This window comes from Aminobacterium sp. UBA4834 (assembly GCF_002400205.1).
In the GTDB taxonomy this organism is placed as follows: Bacteria; Synergistota; Synergistia; order Synergistales; family Aminobacteriaceae; genus Aminobacterium; species Aminobacterium mobile.
Window position 1 is genome coordinate 57327 of sequence record NZ_DHFC01000001.1, and the last position, 24509, is coordinate 81835.

A 24509-nucleotide genomic window follows, 5' to 3' on the forward strand; every position below is an offset into this window, starting at 1 on the left:
GCGGGAATAGCTCAGCTGGCTAGAGCGATGGCCTTCCAAGCCGTAGGTCGCGGGTTCGAATCCCGTTTCCCGCTCCATTTAGTCCTAGTAATAAAAGCGCCTGTAGCTCAGTTGGACAGAGCAACGGCCTTCTAAGCCGTGGGTCGCGGGTTCGAATCCTGCCGGGCGCGCCACTTGAAACGGTGAGCGTAGCTCAATTGGTTAGAGTGCTGGACTGTGGCTCCAGTGGTTGGGGGTTCAAGTCCCCTCGCTCACCCCATTTAAAATAAAGTTGCACGCGCCCGTAGCTCAGCTGGATAGAGCGACGGACTTCGGATCCGTAGGTCGCGGGTTCGACTCCTGCCGGGCGCGCCACTTAAGAAAAGGGACCGTTAGCTCAATAGGCAGAGCACCTGACTCTTAATCAGGGGGTTACAGGTTCGATTCCTGTACGGTCCACCATAAAGAAATAAACTGGCAGTCTCTGAAATAGAGGCTGCCTTTATTTTTATTTACCCTCTTTGCTCGATCTAGAAACGAGATCGATAACTGTCAGTTCGGGGTATGCCAGAACACGAACTGGGGGCCCCCACGTCCCTGTTCCATGACTTACATAAAGCAACGATCCTTTCCCTAAATCTAATAAACCCTTTGTATGACGGTAGAAAAGCCAAGTAAAGGCCATGAATGGAAATAATTGCCCTCGATGAACATGCCCGGAAAGTTGTAAGTCAAACATCCCCACTGCGCCTCTATGGGGGAGTGGGCGGTGTTTTAATAACAGAGTAAAGCGACGATCAGAGATATTTTTTAACAGCTGATCTTCTTCAACTTCTGGCTGCCCTTTAAGGAAACGTCCACCTGGGTCGTCTACTCCCACTATATATATTGGACCTGCCTCCACAATTTTTCCTCGTAACACATGAAAACCGGCTTTGCCGGTAAAGTATAGGGCGTGCTCAATTCCGGCATAAAATTCATGATTCCCAGTTACAGCGAATTTCCCATATGGAGGATGATAGTGGAGCATCATCTGAGATATAGTCTCTACATCTTCTATTTCACCATCCAATAGATCCCCCGTGGAAACTATTACATCAGGGTTTTCTTCTTGTATCTGCTTCATAATTTGTCGTAACATCTTTTTATTAATAAGAATTCCCAGATGTAAATCGGAGATTTGGAGAATACGGAAACGAGAGAATTCTTTAGGCAACTTTTCTGTGGGAATCTGAATACTTACTACTCGAACGGCCATGCTTTCTTTATACCCATAGAGACAAATAAAAAATGCCGTACAAAAAGCCAGCCAGAGATCCCACCGGGGTAAAGGCGGCTCCCATGATAAAGAAAAGATATAAGCAGTTGTGTCTATGACAAGAGAAGCGAGGACAAAATAAAGCCCGAAGGCTAATCCTATAGTCCCGACCCACGCCAAAGCTGTATGTATATAACGAAGAGAAGAGAAGCGCCACCGAGGAGGAATTATGGGAGCCATCATAAGCAAGGCACCGCTGCTCCATATACAAAAGAGAGTGTTCCATGAGAGAGGAGGTATACCTTTAAAACGAAAATAATGATAAAAAAATAGGAACAATACCACGTAGAGAGTAATATATGCCCCTATAAACCCACCCTCTGAACGTTTAATCTTTATCAATAATACCTGTCTCCTTTTTTATAAACAAAACTTATAACAAAGCGGACCAGAGTCTTCCCAAAGATTCCCGAATGCGATCCCAAATTGGTCGTTCCATGCGGTGACGCAAGTTAAACTCCAAACATTGATCCATGTCCAGCAAAAATTGTTTTTCAAACTCTCTAGTTTTCTTCTCGTTGTAAACAAAAACCTGAACTTCAAAATTAATATCCAAACTCCTATTATCGAGATTAGTTGTTCCTACAGAAAGCCATTTCCCATCTGCCATGACTAATTTAGAGTGAATAAATCCGTTTTGATAGGCAAAGATACGGACTCCTGCCGCTAAAAGATCGTCAATATTAGATCGAGTTGCCCAAAAAACCATTCGATGATCGGCACGAGACGGGATTATAATACGAACATCCACCCCACTCAATGCTGACGTTGTCAGAGCCATTTTCAAGCTTTCATCTGGTACAAGATAAGGAGTTGTTATCCAAATGCGTTTCTGAGCCATAGTGAAAAGATGGAAGTAACCTTGTAGAATAGCTCGCCAGTTCGAGTCTGGACCGCTTGCAGCTATCTGCATGGGGAGAGGGGTATCGGGTATACCTTTGCTATCCCAGAATGTTTCTTTTTCGGACAATGTCTGTCCCGTACAAAAAAACCAATCATTTAAGAAAATTTCATGGATGGCTGCCACAGCTTCTCCTTTTATGCGCACATGGGTGTCCCTCCAAAACCCCATATGGCGATTACGCCCAAAATACATATCACCAACATTGAGACCACCCGTAAATGCAACCTCTCCATCTACTACAACAATTTTCCTATGATTTCTAAAATTGAGATCTCGCCGTATCATAGGGAAAGAAACAGGTAAGAAAGGTTGAATATCGATTCCCTCATTCCGCAACGTTGCTATAAATTTTCTTCCTAAACGCCAACTGCCCACGCTATCATAAATAACCCGTACAGGAACCCCTTCTCGAACTTTCTTTTTAAGTATCTCGAAAAGCTTAAGGCCAGTCTCATCTTTAGCTATAGAAAAATATTCCAAATGAATATATCGTTGCGCCCTCTCTAAGGCTTCTTCTATAGCGGGGAAGACATTCTCTCCGTTAAGGAGCATATCAAGAGAATTCCAATGAGAGAGCCTCGAGTGAGCCGTTTGTTCTAGTAGACAAACAAGTTTGCTGGGGACAATATCATTCGTATAAATTTCTTTCTCTGGAAGTTGTTCTGAAAAGGTGGACTGGTAGAACCGTTTTTTCTTATATTTTTTAAAAACCGCTCTTCGCTTGGGATCAGGGCCAAACAAAAAATAGAAAATAAAGCCTATACCTGGTAGAAGACCTAAAGCTAAGAGCCAGGCTATTGTTCGGTCAGGGTTTCGTTCTTCCAAAAAAATAACACCTGCTGCTGTAATAATGTAAAGAGTAAAAATATAGGGGATATACTCCTTAAACAAAGCCCATAAGAGTTTACAAAGCTTCAATGCCGTGTGAAAAAAGGCTATATCGCCAGCTGCAGTTTTCACAGCAATAGATTCGATATTAACCCATACCCATGGAATGGAAAAAATGATAATAGCCATTAGAAATGCCATAACAAGAGACTTGAGAGATAAACGCAATAGTCCTCCCCCTCCCTTTAATATTTGTTTATTATAGCTTCATGTAGGCGCCTTTTACTGAGCAGACTATTCCCTGCCCCCTCTTCACATCTCATGTTTTTAATGGTATTATTCCCCCGTTATAGCCTCCTTAGCAATATGATAAGGATCGTTAGCTCAATTGGCAGAGCACCTGACTCTTAATCAGGGGGTTACAGGTTCGATTCCTGTACGGTCCACCATTTTTATTTCTTTCTTTTCGTGCGAGAGTGGCGGAACTGGTATACGCGCTGGACTTAGGATCCAGTGGATTTCTCCGTAGGGGTTCGAGTCCCCTCTCTCGCACCATTTTTCTATTACGCTCCTTTCTGACGCTTCGTATAATACTAACAAATATCTGCACCCTGGAGGGAAGGCATGGCAGATACGGAAGGCCACTTTGCTGCAATTATTCTAGCTGATGGTTCTTCAAGTCGCATGGGGACATGCAACCCTTTGCTTTCGCTAAGTAAGCAAAACTTCATCCATTGTATCGTAACAGCCTATCGAGATGCAGGTATATCCCGTCTTTTTGTTGTAACTGGGCCCCAAGGAGAACTGGTTGAGAACGGGTACCGGTTTCTAAAGCGTATGTCCCTTTTTAATAAAAACTGTCATCGAGGCATATTTGCCTCTGTCATAGAAGGTATTAAAGCTATTCCTTCAGATGTAAAAGCATTTTTTCTTCATTCTTCAGATACTCCCTTCGTGCGTTCATCTACACTTCACCATATGCTCACTCTCTGGGAAGACACGAGCTTCCTTCTTTACCCCGTTTTTCAATCTAAGCGAGGGCATCCTTCGTTAATTTCCTCTGGAATGATTTCTAAAATTCTTAAGCGGAATAGAGGAAACAGCCTCGCTGATCTTTTAAAAGGAGAGACTGCCCAAGAATGTTTTGTCCCTGATCAATTTATATTGTATGATGTAAATACTTCCTCTGACTTCGCAGCTTTCTCTGAGCTTTATGGAACACGACATATTCCTTCCCAAGGAGAATGTACCGAGCTCTTCGCTTTAGCAGGAACCCCTAAAAAAATTAGGGATCATTGCATTGTTGTAGAGAAAGTCGCTCTACGCATAGCATCAGAACTTCCCCATTTTGTTCCATGTGATCTTCAATTAGTGCTAAAAGCCGCCCTTCTTCACGATATTTGTCGAAAGAGTTTTCGCCATGCAGATGTTGGTAGACTTTTTTTGTCTAAATGGGGATTTAGTCAAATAGGAGAACTAGTAGGAAGCCATACGGACCTCTTGGGAGAGACAAATTCATGGGAAGCTAAAATCCTATACATTTCTGACAAATTTGTAAAAAACTTCTCTGTAGTGCCTCTCGAAAAACGAATGAGAGAGCACCTTGACAGAGGGAGATGTGGAGAAGCTTCCCAAAAAGCCTTACAACGTTTACAAAAAGCAATGGAGGTTCAAGAAGAAATAGAAAAAATTACTGGCCGTAACCTTTTAGAAATCGTGAAGGGATTGTAAGGAGGACATCTGTGGATACTCATTTTCTTAAAGAGACGGCCCATTTCTTGGAGAAAGGCGAGCCCAAAGAGGGGATAGAGACATGAAATTTCATCGCTATATTGTCGCTAATGGTCCTCTTACAGACGGTGATATTTTCTATACATGCGGAGCCCTACTCATCGAAAACAGAGTCATTATAGATATGGGGTCTTATGAACCTCTTCGAAAAAAATGGCCTGACACCCCAGTTATAGATGTAGCAGGACGCCTTATTGTTCCTGGATTCACAAACTTTCATCATCACCTTTACTCCTCTCTGGCTACAGGGTTACAACCTTTAGGGGAAACATCCACATTTACTGGGATTTTACAAAATCTTTGGTGGCCGTTGGATTTTGTTCTTGATGAAGAGTCTATTTATTATTCTGCTCTATATGGAATTATGAGGTCTATCCAAGCTGGAGTAACCTCTATTTTCGATCATCACTCTTCCTTAGGACATGTAAAAGGGAGTTTAAATACTATCTCTGCGGCCTTTCGAGAAAGTGGAATTCGAGGTGTTTTATGCTATGAAATGACAGAACGCGGAGGTAGAGATTTTATAATGAAACAGCTTGATGAAAATCTTTCCTTCTGGAGAGAGCATAAGAAAGATACGAAACTTCAGGGAATGCTCGGACTCCACGCTAACTTCACACTTTCAGAAGAGACGTTACATCTTGTGAAAAAAGAAAAACCTTCATATCTACCTATTCATATACATTGTGGAGAGTCCCAAGACGATCTTCTCTTTTGTCAAAATCTCGGTTATGAAGGGCCCATCCATCGATTGGCAGCCCTGGGTCTGTTATCCTGTGATTCTTTTCTTGTCCATTGCCTTCATCTTTCAGATTACGACTATGCCATATTAAAAGACTTCTCGCCATGGGTTATTACAACTCCCGAATCTAACGCTAATAATAGAGTAGGGAATATGGATCGCCAGAAGATCAGTAAATTTCTTATTGGGACAGATGGTTTATCAGACGACATTTTATCTTCTTACCGAAATTACGTCATTACCGCTACTCATAGTCCCGAGCCCTTCGAAAAAATAGAAGCTCTCATATGGAAATGGCCCCGATTGGTCAGAGAAAGATATTGGGGATTTCAAGGTGTCTTCGCAATTGGGGAACCAGCCGATGTAGCAGTGCTTGATTATCGGCCTGTAACAACTATAAACAAAAACAACATCATCGCACATCTTATCTATGGCGCAGAACAAGGGAAAGCTTTTCTTTCTGTTTGTGACGGTAAAATTCTTTGGAAAGATGGAAAGTTCTTTCTGCTAGACCAGGAAGAAATTTTCCAGAAGGCAAAACAAGCAGCCTCTCGCCTTCATAACCGCTTTATAAGAGAAAGCAGAAAGGAGTCTTTCCCATGGTCGAAATAGAAAGGAGAATGTGTGGAGTTGCCCCCAATGTGGTACCGGAGCCAATATTATGGTGGCCATTGCTAGAGAGACAAGATGTATTGTATTCTCTTCTTGAAGACAAGGTTACGTCTGATATTATTAAGTTTCCCACCCATAGCTTCCCGGAAACAAGGAACGCGGCATCTGCTAGAAAGGTTTCTGAAAAAAATCAATTCACCCTAAAAACCGTGTTTATCGGCACTTGACAGCTATTTATAAATACTTTATTGTAATTTTGCTGATAGGCGCCATCAGTAATACATGTAAAAGATTCTAGGAGGCAACATTTTGACAACTCAGGGAACAGTCAAGTGGTTTAACGCGGCGAAAGGCTATGGCTTCATCACCACCGACGATGGGAAAGATATCTTTGTTCATTTCAGTGCAATCCAGGGAGACGGTTTCAAGACTCTTGATGAAGGCCAGCGGGTGTCTTTTGACATAGTAGAGGGAGCAAAAGGCGAACAAGCCGCTAATGTCGTAAAGCTTTAGTAAAATCTATTCCTCAAACTTGAAGTCAATAAAAGGCAGCGCCAAAAAAGTGCTGCCTTTTTCTTTTTTATAAACCTTTACAATAAGGGAAATAAACGTGTACAATGCGTAACAGTTTCTATAGGCAGACCTTCTATTCCGATAGGTCTGTCCTTTTGTGTATTATAGATAGATCTTGGTGTGCTATACTACGGAATGCTGTCCGTAAGTTGAAAGGGGTTGCTAGAATATGAGGTCCGAATTATTATCTCAAGAAAAAAATTTTGTCACCATAAAGGCAGAATTCGACGCGAAGGAGTTCCAGGAAAGCGTCAATAAAGCTGTTAGGGAACTTTCCCAGAAAATGAACGTCCCTGGATTCCGAAGGGGAAGAGTTCCTCGTAACATTCTTGAAATGAGATTGGGGAAAGAGGGAATTTATGCAGAAGCTTTGGAGTCTTTGGTTCCTGAAGCTATTGACCAGATTGTGCAAGACTACGATTTGGATCTTATTGCAGAGCCGGAACTCAACGTCGATAAGATAGAAGAGGGCAGCAATGTTTCCATTACTTTAAAATTTGAAGTTACTCCTGAAGTGGAATTGCCCAATCTTGAGGAGATAGAGATAGAGAAGTTGAAAGTAAACGTTACCGATGCAATGGTGGAAGAGTCTATAGAGACTATGCGAAAGCAAAATGCAGAGCTCGAAACTGTTCAGCGACCTGCTCAGCAAAGTGACGTAGTGACTATTGGATATGTTACGAGCGTTCTTGATGCTGAAGGCAATGTAGAAAAAAGCCACGAAGAGGCTGACGCTAACGTAGACTTAGAATTAAACGAACTGCGAATAGAGATTAAAGACGCTTTGATTGGTTGCGAAACGGGAGAAAAAGTCTCTGCTACTGTAAAAGTAGAAGAGGACTATTCCGACAAAAGCATAGCCGGAAAAGAAGTTCGCTATGACATGGCAATCAAAGAAATAAAAGAGAAAAAAGAGCCGGAACTTAACGAAGCTTTTTTTGAAAAGATGCTCGGGGAACCTGTGGCAGATGAGGCCACTTTCCACAGAGAAGTTCGAAAACATCTAGAGAATCGGATGATGCAGGAAAGCGATACTATGGCAGAAAATATGGCTATAGCAAAAGTTTCGGAAACAGCTCAGGTGGAGTTACCTGAAACGCTCATCCGTCGCCAGATGGAAGGTACGAAAAAGAAGGATGCAGAAGAAGCTCAGAAGCGATTTCAGAAAAGTATGAGTGATGTATTACAAGCATCTGGAATGAGCCCAGAAGAATATGAAGAGAAGATTCGAAAACAGGCGGAAGTAGTTGTTCTTCAATATCTTGTTCTTGATGCTTTAGCAAGAGATTTTGATATTTCTGTGGAGAAGTCGGATTTTGAAGAAGAACTGGCTCCCTTAGCAACTGCATATAAGCTTAGTACGGATAATTTACTCCGCGCTGTTTTTAAAGACCAAAATAGAATCATGGAGATGGGCAACAGGATTCGATATAGGAAAACAGTAAAAGAGCTGTTAAACCGAGTTATAGTAAGGGATGTGGAAAAGCTTTCTCCTACTGAAGAGGAAGGACAGGCTGAATAATCATAAAAAACACGCACCGAGGTGAGCGTTTGGAATAAATAGAGTAGGTGGTGAAGATATGCTCATACCAATGGTGATTGAACAAACCGGACGAGGCGAAAGAGCTTATGACATATATAGTCGCCTCTTAAAAGACAGAATCATTTTTTTAGGTGATGCTGTCGATGATAATATAGCCAATACAGTTGTAGCACAGCTATTGTTTCTAGAAAGTGAGGATCCAGATAAAGACATTAATTTATATATAAATAGCCCCGGGGGCGTGGTCTCAGCAGGGTTGGCAATTTATGATACGATGCAATATATCAAGTGCCCTGTGTCAACCATTTGTATCGGTCAAGCTGCAAGTATGGCAGCGGTTCTTCTTACTGGCGGAGCGGCAGGGAAGCGAATAGCTCTTCCCAATGCCAGAATCATGATACATCAGCCTCTTGGCGGAACGCAGGGGCAGGCAACAGATATAGAAATACATGCCAAAGAAATATTGAAGCTGCGTGAGCGTCTCAATGATATACTGATTAAACATACGGGGCAAACTCGAAGAAAAATTAAGGCCGATACTGAAAGAGACTTTTTTATGTCAGCAGATGAAGCGGTTGCCTACGGGATCATCGATAAAGTTATACAGTCCAGAGTATAAGCCTTTCCCGTAATAGCGGCCTATAGATTTTAGGAAGGGAGCCCTCATGCGGTGCTCCCTTGTTTCTGTTTGATGCCCCCAGCTTTAAGGAGGTTAGAAGAATGGTTACTTTTGACAATAAAGGGAAAGACGGCAACAAAGATGTTTTACGATGTTCCTTTTGTGGAAAAGGACAAGAGGAAGTACGTAAACTCATAGCTGGACCTGGAGTTTATATATGTGACGAGTGCATCCATCTGTGCAACCTGATCCTCAACGAAGAGACAAATGAGGGAGTTGTAAAAGAGAGTCCAGAATTTACTCTTTCTCTAAAAGAAATACCCAAACCAGTTGAGGTAAAAACTTTTTTAGATCAATACGTTATTGGTCAAGAAGATGCAAAAAAAACGCTTTCTGTGGCTGTTTACAATCATTTCAAGCGAATTAGCGCTCCGCGAGATGAAAATGATGTGGAACTACAAAAAAGCAATGTCCTTCTTCTTGGCCCTACAGGATCTGGCAAAACTCTTTTAGCTCAGAGCCTTGCCAGGAAATTGAATGTTCCTTTTGCTATGGCAGATGCCACAACTTTAACCGAGGCTGGATATGTGGGGGAGGATGTAGAGAATATTCTCGTCAGACTCCTGCAAGCTGCTGATTATGACGTTGCTGCTGCAGAAAAAGGCATTATTTATATTGATGAGATTGATAAAATAACTCGTAAATCTGAATCGCCATCTATTACCAGAGATGTTTCTGGCGAAGGGGTTCAGCAAGCCCTACTTAAGATTCTTGAAGGAACTCTTTCTAATGTACCCCCGAAAGGGGGGCGCAAGCATCCCTATCAAGACTTTATTCAAATCGATACCACTAATATCCTCTTTATTTGCGGAGGCGCTTTTGATGGGGTAGAAGATATTATTGGGCGAAGAGTTAACAAAAAAATGATCGGTTTCGGAGGAGAAGTTCTTAGCGCTCAAGACCGACGTAAATATGAGCTTATGAAACAAGTTCAACCAGAAGACCTCATGTCTTTCGGTTTTATTCCAGAGTTGATTGGCCGACTCCCCGTTATAGTACCGTTGGAAGAATTAGACGAGGAAGCATTGGCACGTATTCTTGTAGAGCCGAAAAATGCATTGGTACGACAGTATCAAAAAACTTTCGAAATAGAGGGCGTGAATTTAGCTTTTGAAGATGACGCTATTAAAGCGATAGCAACTCTGGCGCGTAAAAAAAATACGGGTGCTCGAGGGCTGCGATCGATTATGGAATCTATCATGCTTGATCTCATGTACGAAATTCCTTCCCGATCGGAAGAAGTAGAAAAAATAATCATAACGAAAGATGCCGTGGAAAAAGGCATATCTCCTATTATCAAACTAAAAGGGAAAGAGGAGGTAGCCTAATCGATGTCTATCGTTTCACAAAAGGCGGAACGATATTATGTTCTACCTGTACGAGACATAGTAATATTTCCAGGCGTCATAGTGCCTCTTTATGTTGGTAGGGAACGCTCTCTCAAAACAGTTGAAAAAGCGAAACTAGAGGAAAAACCTCTTTTTATCGTAACTCAAAAGGATTTAAGCATAGAAGATCCCGATTTTCAGGATTTATATACGTCAGGAACTGCCTGCCGTATTCTTCAAATGATCCGCATCCCGGACGGGAGTGTCAAGGTTCTTGTAGAGGGTCAACAAAGAGGGCATCTTTGCGAATATATTAAAGGTGCTGAAAGCACTGAAGGAGAGGTAGAAGCTGTCCTTTGGGAAAAGAATCAAACAGAAAATTATGAGGCTCTCAAAAGAAGCATTTATGAACTGTTCGAGCGGTATGTTTCTCTTCATACCAAGATACCCAAGGAAATTGTAATTGCTGTAATGAACATAGAAAACCCTTGCGAACTTGCAGATATAGTTGCATCTCATCTTCGAATAAAAACAGAGGAGAAACAAGCGCTTCTAGAAATAACTGAGCCAGAACGATATATGAAACAACTCATAAAGACTCTTATGGAAGAAATTGACCTGCTCGAATTGGAACAATCTATACAGGAACAAGTTCGGCAGAAAATGGAGCAAGGTCATCGCGAGTACTATCTTCGAGAGCAGCTCAAGATTATACAGGGGGAATTAGGGGATGAAGACCCTTTCTCCGATTCCCAGGGATACATAAAAAAAATAGAAGAGACACCTATGCCTGAAGATGTTCGAAAAAAAGCACTTGGAGAAGCAAATCGCCTCTCTAAAATGCCATCTATATCCTCAGAGGCAAGTGTATTAGTCACATATCTAGATTGGATTCTGGCTTTGCCGTGGGAAAAGAACACCGAAGAAAACCTTGACCTGAAAAGAGCAAAGAAAATTTTAGATGAGGATCACTATGGACTCTTAAAGGTGAAAGAACGTATTCTCGAGTTTTTAGCCGTACGTCTTTTAGCAGGAAAACAGGCGAAGGGGCAAGTTCTTTGTTTCGTAGGCCCTCCCGGGGTAGGAAAAACATCTCTTGCCCAATCCATAGCAAGGGCTCTAGGGCGACGTTTTGTAAACTTCTCTTTAGGGGGGGTAAGGGACGAAGCAGAGATACGAGGGCACAGACGTACATATGTGGGGGCTCGGCCAGGGCGAATTATCCAAAAGATGCGCCAAGCAGGAACCAAAAATCCTGTTATGCTTATGGATGAAATTGATAAAATCGGCCAAGATTTTCGAGGGGATCCTGCTGCAGCTCTTCTGGAAGTTCTCGATCCCTCACAGAATCAAGAATTTGCCGATCACTATATTGAGGCTGCCTTTGATTTAAGCGATGTTATTTTTATTACAACTGCCAATGTAACCCATACAATTCCAGCGCCACTTCTTGATCGAATGGAAGTGATTCGTTTACCTGGCTACGTTGCAGAAGAAAAGATTCACATCGCTAAAAAACATCTTCTGCCTCAACTTTTGATAGAACATGGTTTATCGACGGAGAATTTACAACTAACGCCTAAAGCATTGGAAAAAGTAATTACAGATTATACTCGTGAAGCTGGCGTGCGTAATCTGAAGAGAAACCTGGCTACCATATGCAGGAAAGTTTCTCGTCATATAGTTGAAGAAGGAATGAGAGAAAAAATAGTAGAAGAAAAAGTAAAGGTAGGAGTTAATGACTTAAAGAATTATCTTGGAGCTCCTCATCTTTACGATGTTCATCTGCCTCGAACTAAACAAACTGGCACAGTCGTAGGGTTAGCCTGGACAGAAAGCGGGGGAGATGTTCTTGTTATAGAAGCCGTTTCTATGCGAGGGAAAGGGGACATTATACTTACAGGTAACTTGGGTAATATAATGCAAGAATCAGCACAAACAGCTCTTGGCTATCTTAGAGCTCACGCTGAAGTTTTGGGAATCGACCATATCAACTGGAAAAACATAGATATTCACTTACACGTACCGGAAGGCGCTATTCCCAAAGATGGTCCTTCAGCAGGGATTACAATGGCAGTAACCATGCTTTCCGCATTAAGCAACAGAAAAGTACTGCCCGGGGTAGCTATGACAGGAGAAATAACTTTACAGGGAAGAGTCCTCCCTGTAGGGGGGATACGGGAAAAAGTGCTTGCGGCAAAGAGACAAAAAGTAAAGAAGATCATTTTGCCCAGCGCCAATAAAATAGATGTAGAAGAAATGGAAGATTGGATGACACAAGGGCTTGAATTCCATTTTGTGGATACCATTCCTGACGTTTTTAAGTTTTCAATGGAGGACTAATATTTTATGTCTTATAGTTGGAATGCCAAACTTCTTGCAACAGCTTTTAAACAAGACCAATTCCCAGGGGAATCTCTTTCAGAGATTGCCTTTGCTGGGCGTTCCAACGTAGGTAAATCTATGTTGCTTAACGCTTTAACAGACAGTAAGCTTGCTCATATAGGCGCTACTCCAGGTAAAACTCGTAGCGTTAATTTCTATAAGATAACGGCTGCAAAAGATTTTATACTTGTAGATCTTCCTGGTTATGGTTTTGCTGCAAGGAGTCACCAAGAGAGAGGCATATGGGCCCATCTTATAGAAGACTACATCCTTCGGCGTCAAACACTTAGATTACTTATTCATCTTGTGGACTTCCGTCACGGATTACTGCCCAAAGACAGAGAATTACAAGAGTGGACAGCTCAAATAGATGTCCCTGTGCTTGTTGTTTTTACAAAAGCCGACAAAATAGCGAAAGGACGCCGTAAAGGGCTCCTTCATGCCTATATTAGAGACGGACTAAAATCTATAGAAGTCCCATTTATTGTTTCTGCCCAAGATAAAACGGGAATTGTCGAACTTAGGCAATTCTTGACAAATTACCTTGACGGAGAGTAAATACTGTAAATTCCCAGTGAAGAATTAAGAAATAGATTATGGAGGGGGACTTTCAATGGCTACACGTATTAGAGAAATAGAAAAAAACTACGATCCTACACCCATTGAGGATAAATGGTATTCATGGTGGTTGAAAACAGGGCTTTTCCATGCTGAAGTAGATCCATCAAAGGAAGCATTTTCTATAGTGATACCTCCTCCCAATGTAACAGGCTCTCTTCATATAGGCCATGCTTTCAACAATACTTTTCAAGACATTATTTGTCGATACAAACGGATGGCAGGATATAACGTTCTTTGGCTGCCAGGCACAGATCATGCTGGTATAGCAACTCAAAATGTGGTAGAGCGCTCTCTGGCAAAAGAGGGTATCTCTAGGCATGATCTGGGACGGGAAGAGTTTGTAAAAAAAGTCTGGGAGTGGAAAGAAGAGTATGGTAACCGCATTATTGAGCAGATGAAAAAACTTGGCAACTCCTGTGATTGGGATAGAGAGCGATTTACTCTCGACGAGGGTCTTTCCAAAGCTGTTCGTACTGTTTTTGTACGACTCTACAAGAAAGGGCTTATTTATAAGGGGCGCTATATTATTAACTGGTGTCCCCGCTGCCATACTGCTTTATCTGACATAGAAGTGGAACATGAAGACGTAGCAGGTCATCTCTACTATGTGAAGTACCCCTTTGTAGATGGAGAAGGGGCTCTTATCGTTGCAACAACCCGTCCAGAAACCATTCTTGGCGACGTGGCAATAGCTGTTCATCCTCGAGCTGAGCAGTATAAACATCTTATTGGGAAAAAAGTTCGGGTTCCTCTAACAAATAGAGAGATTCCTATTATTGAAGACATCATGGTGGATCCTGAATTTGGGACAGGTTGCGTAAAAATCACCCCAGCTCATGACCCGAACGACTTTCTTGTGGGACAACGTCACAACCTCGAGCAAATCCAGGTGATAGATGCCGATGGCTTTATGAACGAAAACGCCCTATCTTACAAGGGGCTCTCTGTTATGGAAGCTCGGGAACATACTATAGAGGACTTGAAAAAACAAAATCTTATAGAAAAAATTGAAGAAATACAACATTCAGTAGGGCATTGTTATCGATGCCATACCATGGTTGAGCCGTATCTTTCTGAACAGTGGTTTGTTAAAGCTAAACCACTTGCTGACGCAGGAATAAAAGCGGTAGAAGAAGGAAAAATAACATGGATCCCTGAGCAGTGGCAAAAAATTTATTATCAGTGGATGGAGAATATTAGAGATTGGTGTATCTCTCGCCAACTATGGTGGGGACATAGAATTCCTGCCTGGACGTGCGATGACTGCGGGCACATCACAGTTTCTGAAGAAGATCCCACCACATGTGAAAAGTGCGGAAGCTCTCACATACATCAAGATGAAGATGTTCTTGATACGTGGTTTAGTAGTGCTTTATGGCCTTTTTCTACTCTTGGCTGGCCAGATGAAACAAAGGAGCTGAAATATTTTTACCCCACATCTTTACTCGTTACAGCTTTTGATATTATCTTCTTTTGGGTCGCTCGAATGATCATGATGGGACTTGAGTTCATGGATGAGGAACCCTTCAAAGAAGTGTACATCCATGCGTTGATTCGAGACGAAGACGGGCAAAAAATGAGCAAGTCAAAAGGGAACGTTATCGATCCTCTTACTATGATCGAGAAATACGGGGCCGATTCTCTTCGCATGACATTGGCAGCTCTTACAGTTCAAGGAAGAGATGTTTTGCTCAGTGCTAATAAAATAGAAACGTACAGACTTTTCATGAATAAACTATGGAACGCCAGTCGTTTCGCTCTGATGAATCTCGAAGAAGACTGTTCAATAAAGCCTCTTCCCCAAAAAGAGTCCATGAGGCTTCATGACCGCTGGATTCTCTCTCGAACCCAGTATGTCATAAACGAAGTAACAAAACTTCTAGATGGATATTTTATCGGGGAAGCGGCTCGGTTGCTCTATGACTTCATTTGGGGGGATCTCTGCGATTGGTACCTGGAAATGTCGAAACCCGCATTGAAAAGCGATGAAGGGGCAAAACGCAGACAAGACACTCAGGCAGTTGTAGAATATGTTTTCAGGACAGTGCTCCAGTTGATGCATCCTTTTATACCTTTCCTCACGGAGGAATTATGGCACATCTTTGGATTCAGCAAAGACTCTATTGAGAGAACTTCGTGGCCTGTCTCTTCTGCCGAGTTGCTTTCAGTAGAAGACGATGGTCTAATGAGCACATTACAGGAGTTCATTAGAATTACTCGTAACTTGAGAGCCGAAGCTCGAGTAGCCCCTCAACAGAAGATAGATCGAGTCATTTTACAAACAGACGACGAAAAACTAAGAGATATTGTTCACAAAAACATGGATATGATCTCACTTCTCGCTAAAGTAAAAGCTGTTGAAATTATAGGAGACAGCGATGAAAAACCTCACGGTTGCTTGGCTTCTGTTGTCGCAAATGGAGAAATTAGCCTTGAAGTAGGCGGGCTACTTGATATCGAAGCTGAGATAGAGCGCCTTGAACAAGAGCTTCAAGGTCTCGCGAAAGATATAGAAAAAATGAATAAAAAACTCGCAAACGAAAACTTTATCTCAAAAGCACCAGAAGAAGTAGTGGAAAAAGAACGCATCCGATTAGCTGATAACCAGAACCGTTATCAAAGAATACGTGACAATATTAGCAGTCTAAAAAGGTCCTGAGGATAATGAACAACTATTATAAGTACGAAAATATAGAAAAAGAATTGGCTCTTTATGCAAGCCCGGGTGTTCACCCGGGCTTGGAGCGTATATCACGTTTGCTTGCTCTGTTAGGCCATCCAGAAAATAGTTTTCCCGCTATACATGTGGTAGGAACTAACGGGAAAGGGTCTACTTCCGCGTACATGGAGTCGGTCCTTCGCCATGCTGAGCTTAAAACGGCCATGTACACAAGTCCACATCTCATTCATATGGGAGAGCGCCTCTTAATAAACGGGAGTATGCTTACATCAGAAGAATGGCAGCGTGGCGCTGAAAAGGTTATAAATACCATTTGCAATGACAAAGCCTTATCACAAGATCCTCCCACGTACTTCGAAGTCTTTACTGCTGTCGCCTTTGTTCTCATCGCAGAGGCTCATGTAGATATCGCTGTTATAGAAGCGGGAATGGGAGGACGATTAGACGCTACCAATACGTTAGGGAATGTCCTCCTTACAGTAATTACTTCTATTTCCATGGATCACATGGATTTTCTAGGGACAACGTTAGAAGCCATAGCCATGGAGAAATTCGCCGTTATACGTGAACAAACCCCGGCGATATTTACAGGAGAACCTTCCTCTCTCATATCTCTTTTTGAAAAAGAAGCAGATAAAAAACATTCTAAGGGAGTAGTTGTCTCTAAATCTTATGAGTGGCAACAGGAAGAATCTTCTTTAAAAGGCTCCACCTTTTCTCTAAAAAACAAAGAGAATGAAGGGAAATGTTATCCTCATATCCATACCCCTCTCATTGGCTTATATCAGATACAAAATGCATCTTTGGCTATAGCAAGTCTCTCTATTTTACGCTCTGTCTTCCCTCAAATTTCGGAACAAGCGCTTTACGACGGACTTACTCACACACAATGGGCAGGTCGAATGGAGCTAGTCCCGTATGATCCTCCCTTATTGCTTGACGGAGCACATAACGATGATGGTATCGCCCGGCTTGTAGAAAGTCTTTCTTTTCTCGGTATCTATAGACCCGAAAAAAAGCTAACCATTGTTTATGGTTCCATGAAAGATAAAGAGCATAACAAGGCACTCGAAAGATTGAGTCATCTAAGACCTCGATTAATATGCACAGAGGTCCCAGGGATGGAGCGATCTGCTCTAGCAGAATCTCTTTGCGCTGAAGCTAGTCATTATGAATGGACTTTTACCCCAGAGGGTATTTCTGATCCTATAGAAGCCATAAAAAAAGCTGGAGAAGCGAGCGATATAGTTGTATGTTGTGGGAGTCTTTATCTTATAGGCTATGTAAGAACACGTCTTATGGAGAGAGACCATTGTTACCCTTTCTATCATGAAACGCGCCTATAATCTTTCATGTATTGATAGACAGCATATATTAACCTATCTTTGTCCGGAAGAAAAGCCTTTTTTCCGAGCCCGTATTTTTATGAAGGGGCCTCTCATGGAAAGGGCAAAGGGAGATCCATTTCTTTCTCGTCAGCTTATTGAGGCGAATATAGCTTTTATAGGAAAGGGTTCAGGACAAACCATAGCCCCTCACCAAGTACACGGGGTAGATATTCTTTTACCATCTCAAAATAATATACTACCTGCACGACCTCATGCTGACGGTATTTTTTTATCAGGTACAGATTATGAAGGGAGTCTACGTTATGCTGATTGTATGCCAGTACTTATAGCGTCTCCTGTACCGACACCATGGGTACTTATGTTGCACTCAGGATATAAAGGAACTGTGCGCAACATAGTGAGTTCTGGTATGGCTGTTGTACGCTCTCATATAAAAGAACAAAATTTCAACCGAGTTTACGCTTGGGTGGGTCCTGGCATAGGGACGGAGACATATTGGAGGGACGAAGGTGATGAATGGTCCCACCAAGGGATTAAAAATTTATCCTCCTTTTTTTATCGAAAAGAGGGAAAACGAATTTATTTTAACTTACTTGGAGCCATAAGAGAGCAGCTTCAGGTTGAGGGGCTTCAGGGAAAAAACATTAACTCTATACCAATTTGTACTTATAAAGACGAAAAAATTTGTTATTCTTATAGGCGAGGCGACCTGCACTCTCGAATGTTTTTTCTTGCCTCGCTATAATTATGCCACTTTTAAATATATAACTGTGAGAATATATAAAGAGGAAGACTCATAGAGTATTACCGACAAAGTCGCAAGGAGTGATCCCCAAATGGATCTGCAACGAGTGGGTGTCATAGGTGTGGGGCACCTGGGACAGCACCACGCCAGAGTTTATACCGAGTTGCTTGGAACTCAATTAGTAGGAGTAGTCGACCAGAACGAGGCCAGAGCAGCTGCGATAGGAGAAAATTTAGGCGTCCCCTTTTTTACCGACATGGATGAATTTATTCGAAAGGCACGGCCAGATGCAGTCAGTGTAGTTGTACCAACAAGCCTTCATTTTGAAATTGCTAAAAAAGCCCTTTTGAATGGGATTCATGTTTTAATAGAAAAGCCGGTAACGACAACTGTACAAGAGGCAGAAGAGCTTCTGCGGGTAGCTGCTGAAGAAGATCTTGTTTTACAGGTAGGTCATATTGAAAGATTCAATAGTGCAGTGCAATACACATCGAAAGTAGTAAAGGAACCTTTATTTCTTCAGTCTCGACGTCTAGGTCCCTTTTCTCCTCGTATTAGTGATGTTGGTGTTGTGCTGGATCTCATGATCCATGACATTGATATCATCCTATCTTTGGTTCATTCGGAGATAGAAAACCTTTCAGCCACGGGACGATGTATACGAACTGATCATGAGGATATAGCTTCAGCTCAAATAACTTTTAAAAATGGAGTTATGGCTCATATCCTTGTAAGCCGAGTCTCTGAGCGGAGGCTTCGGCAACTTGAAATAATGGAACCTGAACGGTATCTAGCTATCAACTATGAAACACAAGATGTATCTATCAACCGTTGCGTAAGACATGAAAATGGAAGTCTTGTAGAAGTTATAGAACATCCTGTATTTCCCAAAAGCGAACCTCTTAAATTAGAATTACAGCATTTTGTCACCTGTGTAAGGGAAGGGAAACAACCGCTTGTAGGAATTATGGATGGGAAACGAGCTCTTGAAGTAGCTATCTCTGTGTTAAAACAAATACATCTTGACGGTCAAAACGACGTCAAAGAAGCTTCCTCCCAATAAAACCTTTCCAAGCCGGAAGAATATATTCCGGCTTTCTGTATTTTCTATTTTTATCATTATTATCTTATAGTTATATAATTCACTATATACTTTTTGAGTAGTTTTATAGTTTTATATGCGTTATGCTTACATTGATTTTGATAAAATATCTTACAAAGAGGGATTAAATATGCCCGTACAAAATTCTAATGCTCTTACTGCTATAGGGATGTTTTTAGGTGCCCTTTTTGTTGCTAAATTAGTAATAAAAATCAGAAAAGGAGATTTGCCTGGAGGTAAAATATGGGTTTTTTATCTCCGCATGCTTTTAGGATTCCTTATTGCTGGTGCTATTATATTAGGTCTTTATTCTTTTGCAGGAGTGAATTGACATTATGAAAAAATTTATAATTATCTTCCTTCCCATTTTTTTTGTAAGTACTATACTAATATGTTTCTCTTCTCAAATACATGCGTTAGAATTGCCTCCAGCTCAACGTCAAGAGGCCGAAAAATATTTTCTTAAGGCTTATACTGCTTTTCTCTCTCGCGATTACTGGGGATCTTGTGATTACTTGAATCAGGCGTTAGATTTAAATACGTATATGGTTGACTATTATCTGCTTAAGGCCCTTAACTTACAATCTATAGGTCAGTTGGATGAAGCTAAACGTACCTTAAGATATTATATGGAAGTGCGCCCCAACGATAGTTCAGCTCAACGTTTACTTGGAGATTTAACTACGGAAAAAGACTATATCAATACTTGTCTTTTCAAAAATATAGACTCTTCTTTTCAGTGGGAAATCCTACAAAAAAAACTAAAACAGACAGCAAACACATCTCTTTTTAAGCCTATTAATATACAAGGTTTAGGTAAGGGGGTAATTTCAAATGGATTATGGGCGCTTCCTGATCAAATAGGCGATATTCTTTGGTTTTTTTCACCTGAAACCGGTTCTGTCATTTCTTCACCTGTAAAAGAACCTGCGTCAGCAGTATTTATGAATGAGCGAATCCTCCTTGTCATGGGAAGAAGGGGGGAAGTGTATCGTCTCTCTTTGTCAGATAATGCCACTGCACCTCAAGTACAAGTAGAAGAGCTGGGAGCTCTTTCTTGCACTGTATCAGACATAGTATGGCAATCAGATTCAGAATTTATTGTGGCGAATATAAGCGGCCGTAATCTTCTTTTTGTTTCCTATCCCGACCTTCAGATTAAAAATACATGGGTTCCAGAGTCAACAAAAAAACCTTTTGAACCTTCGGCTCTTGCTTCTTATGGTCCGTGGATAGCTATTGCTGATCGCAATAATGACACTGTCTTTCTTCTTAATAAAGTTACTCGTGAGATTAAAAATATTTGCATCTCGCAGCCACGGGATATAGAGTGGGGAATAGATGGATCTTTGTTCATTGTCTCGGATAAAGGAAGCCTTATGCAAGTAAAAAATTGTTTCTCTCAAAATGAAAGTAAAACCTCTATTCTCTCTGTGGATATGTCGGGTTGTTGGTCTCTATTGCGGGATAGAGACATTATTTGGGGAGTGGACACTCGAGGTCTATATCTTTGGGAAATATGGCCTCTTCCAGACCCAACTCTGTCACAAGGTTTTTTCTTTGCATATGAACCTACTCTTCAAAGAAACAACGACGGCTCCGATTATCTTCGCTTGAAAGGCGCTTTTTCTGCTCCGTATTATGCATATAGCAACCAGAACCCTTTTATCGCATCTGCTGTTTGGGGAGGACAAAACATGAAGCCTACAGTATCACTTTTACCCTCTATTCAATATAGCCAGATTGCTTTCATAGAAATTACCGCAGAAAAAGCTGTCCCTCTTATAGAACGTATCCGACAGATATGGGAGCGACAAAAAGAAACCCTTCGGCACATTGTTCTTTCTGAAGCTTCTATTTTAGAACCAGAGGAACTTGCGTCGCTTGTTTCTTTTTGTATTCATAATGGTATAGCCCTCTCTTTTTCTGTATCTGATGGCGGTGCTTGTATGTGGATGGAGCGAGCCGCTGCTTTGACTGGTGGAACCGTAGCACCCACGCCAGAGTTAGCAGCCGCTTCCCAAGTAAAAAACAAGATTCTCTCAATAGAAATGTCCCTCCCTGCAGTAAAAGGGGTATCGGGCTATTCGGAACAATCCATGTTGTCTCTTTATATAGACTTAGGGCTATTACAAATGCGAAATTGGTTGCCTTTATGGCCAGAAATAGTAGGAACCTATTAAAAAACAGTGGTATTTTACGCAGCTTTTTATAATGGGAGGCGAGGATGTATGTCTAAAAAAGAAAATATCCCAGAAATTCTAGAATTGAAACAAGCGTATGAAGCCCAAGTAGCTAAAACTATGGAAAAACGCCCTGAACGTCGGAAAGAATTCCGAACGGGAGGAAATATTCCTCTCAATCGCGTCTATGATCCCACAGACTTGGAAGGGTTGAATTATGCCAGAGATCTCGGGTATCCAGGCCGTTACCCCTACACACGCGGCGTACAACCGACAATGTATCGCGGGCGACTTTGGACGATGCGTCAGTACGCAGGTTTTGGAACGGCAGAAGAATCGAACGAAAGGTATCGTTACTTACTTTCTCAGGGACAAACAGGGCTCTCTGTAGCCTTTGATCTCCCCACGCAGATTGGATACGACTCTGATCACCCAATGGCCCAAGGAGAATGCGGAAAAGTAGGAGTAGCCATCGATAGTCTTGCTGATATGGAGATTCTTTTTGACAAGATTCCTCTCGATAAAGTTTCCACCTCAATGACTATTAACGCTCCTGCGAGTGTTTTGCTTGCCATGTATATTTGTGTGGGTGAAAAGCAGGGAGTGTCTATGGACAAACTCTCAGGAACTATACAGAACGATATTCTTAAAGAATATATCGCCAGAGGCACTTATATTTTTCCGCCTAAACCTTCTATGCGTCTCATTACCGACATATTTGAATTCTGCAGCAATAATGTTCCTAAATGGAACACTATCTCTATTTCTGGCTATCACATTCGAGAGGCTGGAAGCACAGCTGCTCAGGAAGTAGCCTTTACATTAGCAGATGGGATAGCTTATGTGGAAGCAGCACAGAAGAAAGGCCTTGATCCCAACGTGTTCGGCCAACGCCTTTCTTTCTTCTTCAATGCTCATAATGACTTTTTGGAAGAAGTGGCTAAGTTCCGAGCAGCGAGAAGGATGTGGGGCAAGATTATGAAGGAGCGTTTTGGCGTAACAGACCGTAAAGCTCAGATGTTGCGATTCCATACGCAAACCGGAGGTTCTACTCTTACCGCACAACAGCCAGAAAACAATATTGTCAGAGTAACTATGCAGGCTTTAGCTGCTGTTCTAGGCGGAACACAGTCTCTCCATACTAATAGTATGGACGAAGCCCTTGCTCTTCCTTCAGAGAAAAGTGTCGGCATTGCTTTAAAAACGCAGCAGATTATTGCATATGAATCAGGGGTAGCCGATACTATTGATCCACTCGCTGGGAGTTATGTTATCGAGTCTCTTACCAATAAAATCCAAGAGAGAGCAGAAGAATATATCTCTCAAATTGATAACATGGGCGGCATGTTAATAGCCATAGAAAAAGGATATGTACAGAAACACATTCAAGATTCTGCTTATTCTTATCAAAAAGCTGTGGAAAGCGGAGACGCAATTGTAGTTGGGGTCAACAAGTTCCAGATAAAAGAAGATCATGCAGATATGAATCTACTAAAGGTGGATGAGTCTGTAGGAGAAAGGCAAGTTCAAAAATTAAAAGAACTTCGAGAAAAACGAGATAATTTAAAGGTTAAAAACACCTTAGAAAATATAAGAAAAGCTGCTCGAGATGAATCTGTAAATCTTATGCCTCTCATATTGGAAGCAGTGCGTAATTACGGAACAGAGGGTGAGATTTGCGGAGTACTACGAGAAGAATTCGGTGAATATACAGAGAATATTATTCTGTAATTGGAGGAATGAGCTATGGCCGAAAAGAAAATTCGAGTCGTTATTGCCAAACCCGGTCTTGATGGACATGATCGGGGAGCTAAAGTAGTAGCACGAGCTCTCCGCGATGCAGGTATGGAGGTTATTTATACTGGTCTTCGTCAGACACCTGAGCAAATAGTGGATACAGCAATACAGGAAGATGCTGATGCTATAGGTATCAGTATATTGTCTGGTGCTCATGCTTATTATTTCTCTAAAATTATTGGGTTGCTTAAAGAGCGTCATGCAGAAGATATTATTGTTTTCGGAGGAGGGGTTATTCCAGACGCTGATATACCCGCCCTCTTGGAAATGGGAGCTGGAGCTATTTTTGGCCCTGGAACTCCTACAACTGTATGCGCTGAATGGTTAGAAAAAGCAGTAGCGGAAAAACGTGCGAAAGAGACTGTTTAACAGTGAGCGTCCTTGCTGAAAGAGCTTTACGAGGTGACGTTAGAGCTTTGGCTCGCATTATTTCTCTTGTAGAAAATGAAGAGCCCGAGGGGGAAGAGATTATAAAACATCTCTATCCTCATACAGGTCGTGCTCTCATTATAGGCATCACTGGAAGCCCTGGCGCCGGCAAAAGCACTCTTGTAGACAAAATCATCGCTGAATTCAGGAAAAAAGGGCGTACTGTGGGTGTCATAGCCGTAGATCCATCTAGCCCTTTTAGTGGCGGCGCCATACTTGCAGACAGAATTCGAATGCAAAGACATGCTAACGATCCAGAAGTCTTCATTCGTAGTATGGGAACTCGAGGTTCCTTGGGAGGAGTTAGCCGAAGCACTCGAGAAGCTGTGGAAATATTAGATGCATGTGGCAAAGATGTAGTTATTATAGAAACAGTTGGAGTCGGACAATCAGAGATAGATATTGTTAAGCTAGCTGATACAGTTTGTCTCGTTCTCGTTCCAGGAATGGGAGATGACATTCAAATAATGAAAGCCGGGATTATGGAAATAGCTGACCTTTTCGTAGTTAATAAAGCAGATCGTCCCGGAGTTGAAAAAGTTGTAACTGAAATAAAGCTCATGTTAGACCTCATAGGGACACCGGATTGGCGCCCTCCTATCTATACTACGGTAGCAGAAAAAGGAGATGGGGTTACGGAGCTCGTGGAAGGGATGGAAGAGCATAGAAAATTCCTGAAACAAAGTTCTCATGGGGAAAAGAGAATGAAGGACAAAGTAATCCAGGAAATAAAAGATATTATGAGCCGCGAAATAGCTAAAAAAATTGAACATTCATGGGAAAACCATGGCGCAGATGTTCACGTAAAGGCTGTATTTGAAAAAGAAATGGACCCCTATACAGTCGCTCATTCTATATTGAAAAACATAATATCGGAAAATAAATTGAGGGAGGGGGCAAGTGAGCGATGACGAATCGCAG

Annotated in this window: 20 protein-coding genes and 7 tRNA genes; 25 read left to right on the forward strand and 2 right to left on the reverse strand. The window is 41.8% G+C overall.

The genetic code is table 11. The features are described from left to right. The 5 genes from B3L97_RS00295 (at nt 1) to B3L97_RS00315 (ending at nt 441) form a co-directional block, all read left to right on the forward strand. Nucleotides 1-77 (forward strand) — tRNA-Gly (locus B3L97_RS00295). Nucleotides 78-96: 19 nt separating this feature from the next. Then, nucleotides 97-173, forward strand: a tRNA-Arg gene (locus B3L97_RS00300). A 9-nt stretch (nt 174-182) separates the two neighbouring features. After that, a tRNA-His gene (locus B3L97_RS00305) sits at nt 183-259 on the forward strand. 18 nt (nt 260-277) lie between these two features. Then, nucleotides 278-354: transfer RNA gene (locus B3L97_RS00310), tRNA-Arg, on the forward strand. 11 nt (nt 355-365) lie between these two features. Then, nucleotides 366-441, forward strand: a tRNA-Lys gene (locus tag B3L97_RS00315). A 46-nt stretch (nt 442-487) separates the two neighbouring features. Here the strand turns inward: B3L97_RS00315 and B3L97_RS00320 are convergent. Next, nucleotides 488-1480 carry a metallophosphoesterase gene (locus tag B3L97_RS00320; protein WP_286847579.1) on the reverse strand — a complete coding sequence of 331 codons (993 nt, stop codon included), beginning with the start codon at nt 1478-1480 and terminating at the stop codon, nt 488-490. 190 nt (nt 1481-1670) lie between these two features. Beyond that, nucleotides 1671-3257 (reverse strand): cardiolipin synthase, encoded by a 1587-nt coding sequence (gene cls, locus B3L97_RS00325; protein ID WP_286932998.1) that lies wholly within the window; start codon nt 3255-3257, stop codon nt 1671-1673. Nucleotides 3258-3402: 145 nt separating this feature from the next. Here cls and B3L97_RS00330 point away from each other — a divergent pair. The 20 genes from B3L97_RS00330 to meaB all read left to right on the forward strand — a co-directional run bounded on the left by B3L97_RS00330 (nt 3403) and on the right by meaB (nt 24499). Then, nucleotides 3403-3478 (forward strand) — tRNA-Lys (locus tag B3L97_RS00330). A 21-nt stretch (nt 3479-3499) separates the two neighbouring features. Further along, nucleotides 3500-3584: transfer RNA gene (locus tag B3L97_RS00335), tRNA-Leu, on the forward strand. A gap of 69 nt (nt 3585-3653) precedes the next feature. Then, nucleotides 3654-4760, forward strand: a complete 1107-nt coding sequence (locus B3L97_RS00340; RefSeq protein WP_286933001.1) for an NTP transferase domain-containing protein — start codon at nt 3654-3656, stop codon at nt 4758-4760. An 82-nt stretch (nt 4761-4842) separates the two neighbouring features. Continuing rightward, nucleotides 4843-6174, forward strand: coding sequence for an amidohydrolase family protein (locus B3L97_RS00345; protein WP_024822272.1), 1332 nt, complete (start codon nt 4843-4845; stop codon nt 6172-6174). Beyond that, nucleotides 6162-6401 (forward strand): hypothetical protein, encoded by a 240-nt coding sequence (locus B3L97_RS00350; protein WP_286933003.1) that lies wholly within the window; start codon nt 6162-6164, stop codon nt 6399-6401. The genes B3L97_RS00345 and B3L97_RS00350 overlap by 13 nt, the downstream gene beginning before the upstream one ends. A gap of 82 nt (nt 6402-6483) precedes the next feature. Continuing rightward, complete coding sequence (locus B3L97_RS00355) at nt 6484-6687, forward strand: cold-shock protein (protein WP_024822274.1); 204 nt, start codon at nt 6484-6486, stop codon at nt 6685-6687. Nucleotides 6688-6916: 229 nt separating this feature from the next. Continuing rightward, entirely contained in the window at nt 6917-8269 is a 1353-nt protein-coding gene (gene tig / locus B3L97_RS00360; RefSeq protein ID WP_286933005.1) for a trigger factor, read from the forward strand. A gap of 58 nt (nt 8270-8327) precedes the next feature. Next, the gene (gene clpP, locus B3L97_RS00365) at nt 8328-8909 is read left to right on the forward strand and encodes an ATP-dependent Clp endopeptidase proteolytic subunit ClpP (RefSeq protein ID WP_286847573.1); all 582 of its coding nucleotides are present in this window, start codon (nt 8328-8330) and stop codon (nt 8907-8909) included. 101 nt (nt 8910-9010) lie between these two features. Next, nucleotides 9011-10297: an ATP-dependent Clp protease ATP-binding subunit ClpX gene (clpX, locus tag B3L97_RS00370; protein ID WP_024822277.1), complete on the forward strand. Its 1287-nt coding sequence runs from the start codon at nt 9011-9013 to the stop codon at nt 10295-10297. Nucleotides 10298-10300: 3 nt separating this feature from the next. Continuing rightward, nucleotides 10301-12640 carry an endopeptidase La gene (gene lon / locus B3L97_RS00375; protein WP_286933009.1) on the forward strand — a complete coding sequence of 780 codons (2340 nt, stop codon included), beginning with the start codon at nt 10301-10303 and terminating at the stop codon, nt 12638-12640. A 6-nt stretch (nt 12641-12646) separates the two neighbouring features. After that, nucleotides 12647-13240, forward strand: coding sequence for a ribosome biogenesis GTP-binding protein YihA/YsxC (gene yihA, locus B3L97_RS00380; protein WP_286847570.1), 594 nt, complete (start codon nt 12647-12649; stop codon nt 13238-13240). A gap of 55 nt (nt 13241-13295) precedes the next feature. After that, entirely contained in the window at nt 13296-15962 is a 2667-nt protein-coding gene (locus tag B3L97_RS00385) for a valine--tRNA ligase (protein WP_286847569.1), read from the forward strand. Between the two features lie 5 nt (nt 15963-15967). Beyond that, nucleotides 15968-17329: a bifunctional folylpolyglutamate synthase/dihydrofolate synthase gene (locus tag B3L97_RS00390; protein ID WP_286933012.1), complete on the forward strand. Its 1362-nt coding sequence runs from the start codon at nt 15968-15970 to the stop codon at nt 17327-17329. Between the two features lie 94 nt (nt 17330-17423). Continuing rightward, nucleotides 17424-18077 (forward strand): polyphenol oxidase family protein, encoded by a 654-nt coding sequence (locus tag B3L97_RS00395; protein WP_286933014.1) that lies wholly within the window; start codon nt 17424-17426, stop codon nt 18075-18077. A 91-nt stretch (nt 18078-18168) separates the two neighbouring features. Beyond that, entirely contained in the window at nt 18169-19140 is a 972-nt protein-coding gene (locus B3L97_RS00400) for a Gfo/Idh/MocA family protein (protein WP_024822283.1), read from the forward strand. 169 nt (nt 19141-19309) lie between these two features. Continuing rightward, nucleotides 19310-19510: a flagellar biosynthesis protein FliR gene (locus B3L97_RS00405; RefSeq protein WP_286847566.1), complete on the forward strand. Its 201-nt coding sequence runs from the start codon at nt 19310-19312 to the stop codon at nt 19508-19510. Between the two features lie 4 nt (nt 19511-19514). After that, complete coding sequence (locus B3L97_RS00410) at nt 19515-21362, forward strand: tetratricopeptide repeat protein (RefSeq protein ID WP_286933015.1); 1848 nt, start codon at nt 19515-19517, stop codon at nt 21360-21362. 48 nt (nt 21363-21410) lie between these two features. Then, nucleotides 21411-23093 (forward strand): acyl-CoA mutase large subunit family protein, encoded by a 1683-nt coding sequence (locus B3L97_RS00415; RefSeq protein WP_286847564.1) that lies wholly within the window; start codon nt 21411-21413, stop codon nt 23091-23093. A gap of 15 nt (nt 23094-23108) precedes the next feature. Beyond that, nucleotides 23109-23528, forward strand: a complete 420-nt coding sequence (locus tag B3L97_RS00420) for a cobalamin B12-binding domain-containing protein (RefSeq protein WP_024822287.1) — start codon at nt 23109-23111, stop codon at nt 23526-23528. A 2-nt stretch (nt 23529-23530) separates the two neighbouring features. After that, nucleotides 23531-24499 carry a methylmalonyl Co-A mutase-associated GTPase MeaB gene (gene meaB / locus B3L97_RS00425; protein ID WP_286847563.1) on the forward strand — a complete coding sequence of 323 codons (969 nt, stop codon included), beginning with the start codon at nt 23531-23533 and terminating at the stop codon, nt 24497-24499. The last annotated feature ends 10 nt before the right edge of the window (nt 24500-24509 follow it).

Coding starts and splice junctions, on each gene's coding strand:
- B3L97_RS00320 (WP_286847579.1), bottom strand. CDS start 1,480: ATGATGGCTCCCATAATTCCTCCTCGGTGGCGCTTCTCTTCTCTTCGT.
- B3L97_RS00340 (WP_286933001.1), top strand. CDS start 3,654: ATGGCAGATACGGAAGGCCACTTTGCTGCAATTATTCTAGCTGATGGT.
- B3L97_RS00345 (WP_024822272.1), top strand. CDS start 4,843: ATGAAATTTCATCGCTATATTGTCGCTAATGGTCCTCTTACAGACGGT.
- B3L97_RS00350 (WP_286933003.1), top strand. CDS start 6,162: ATGGTCGAAATAGAAAGGAGAATGTGTGGAGTTGCCCCCAATGTGGTA.
- tig (WP_286933005.1), top strand. CDS start 6,917: ATGAGGTCCGAATTATTATCTCAAGAAAAAAATTTTGTCACCATAAAG.
- clpP (WP_286847573.1), top strand. CDS start 8,328: ATGCTCATACCAATGGTGATTGAACAAACCGGACGAGGCGAAAGAGCT.
- clpX (WP_024822277.1), top strand. CDS start 9,011: ATGGTTACTTTTGACAATAAAGGGAAAGACGGCAACAAAGATGTTTTA.
- lon (WP_286933009.1), top strand. CDS start 10,301: ATGTCTATCGTTTCACAAAAGGCGGAACGATATTATGTTCTACCTGTA.
- yihA (WP_286847570.1), top strand. CDS start 12,647: ATGTCTTATAGTTGGAATGCCAAACTTCTTGCAACAGCTTTTAAACAA.
- B3L97_RS00385 (WP_286847569.1), top strand. CDS start 13,296: ATGGCTACACGTATTAGAGAAATAGAAAAAAACTACGATCCTACACCC.
- B3L97_RS00390 (WP_286933012.1), top strand. CDS start 15,968: ATGAACAACTATTATAAGTACGAAAATATAGAAAAAGAATTGGCTCTT.
- B3L97_RS00395 (WP_286933014.1), top strand. CDS start 17,424: ATGGAAAGGGCAAAGGGAGATCCATTTCTTTCTCGTCAGCTTATTGAG.
- B3L97_RS00400 (WP_024822283.1), top strand. CDS start 18,169: ATGGATCTGCAACGAGTGGGTGTCATAGGTGTGGGGCACCTGGGACAG.
- B3L97_RS00405 (WP_286847566.1), top strand. CDS start 19,310: ATGCCCGTACAAAATTCTAATGCTCTTACTGCTATAGGGATGTTTTTA.
- B3L97_RS00410 (WP_286933015.1), top strand. CDS start 19,515: ATGAAAAAATTTATAATTATCTTCCTTCCCATTTTTTTTGTAAGTACT.
- B3L97_RS00415 (WP_286847564.1), top strand. CDS start 21,411: ATGTCTAAAAAAGAAAATATCCCAGAAATTCTAGAATTGAAACAAGCG.
- B3L97_RS00420 (WP_024822287.1), top strand. CDS start 23,109: ATGGCCGAAAAGAAAATTCGAGTCGTTATTGCCAAACCCGGTCTTGAT.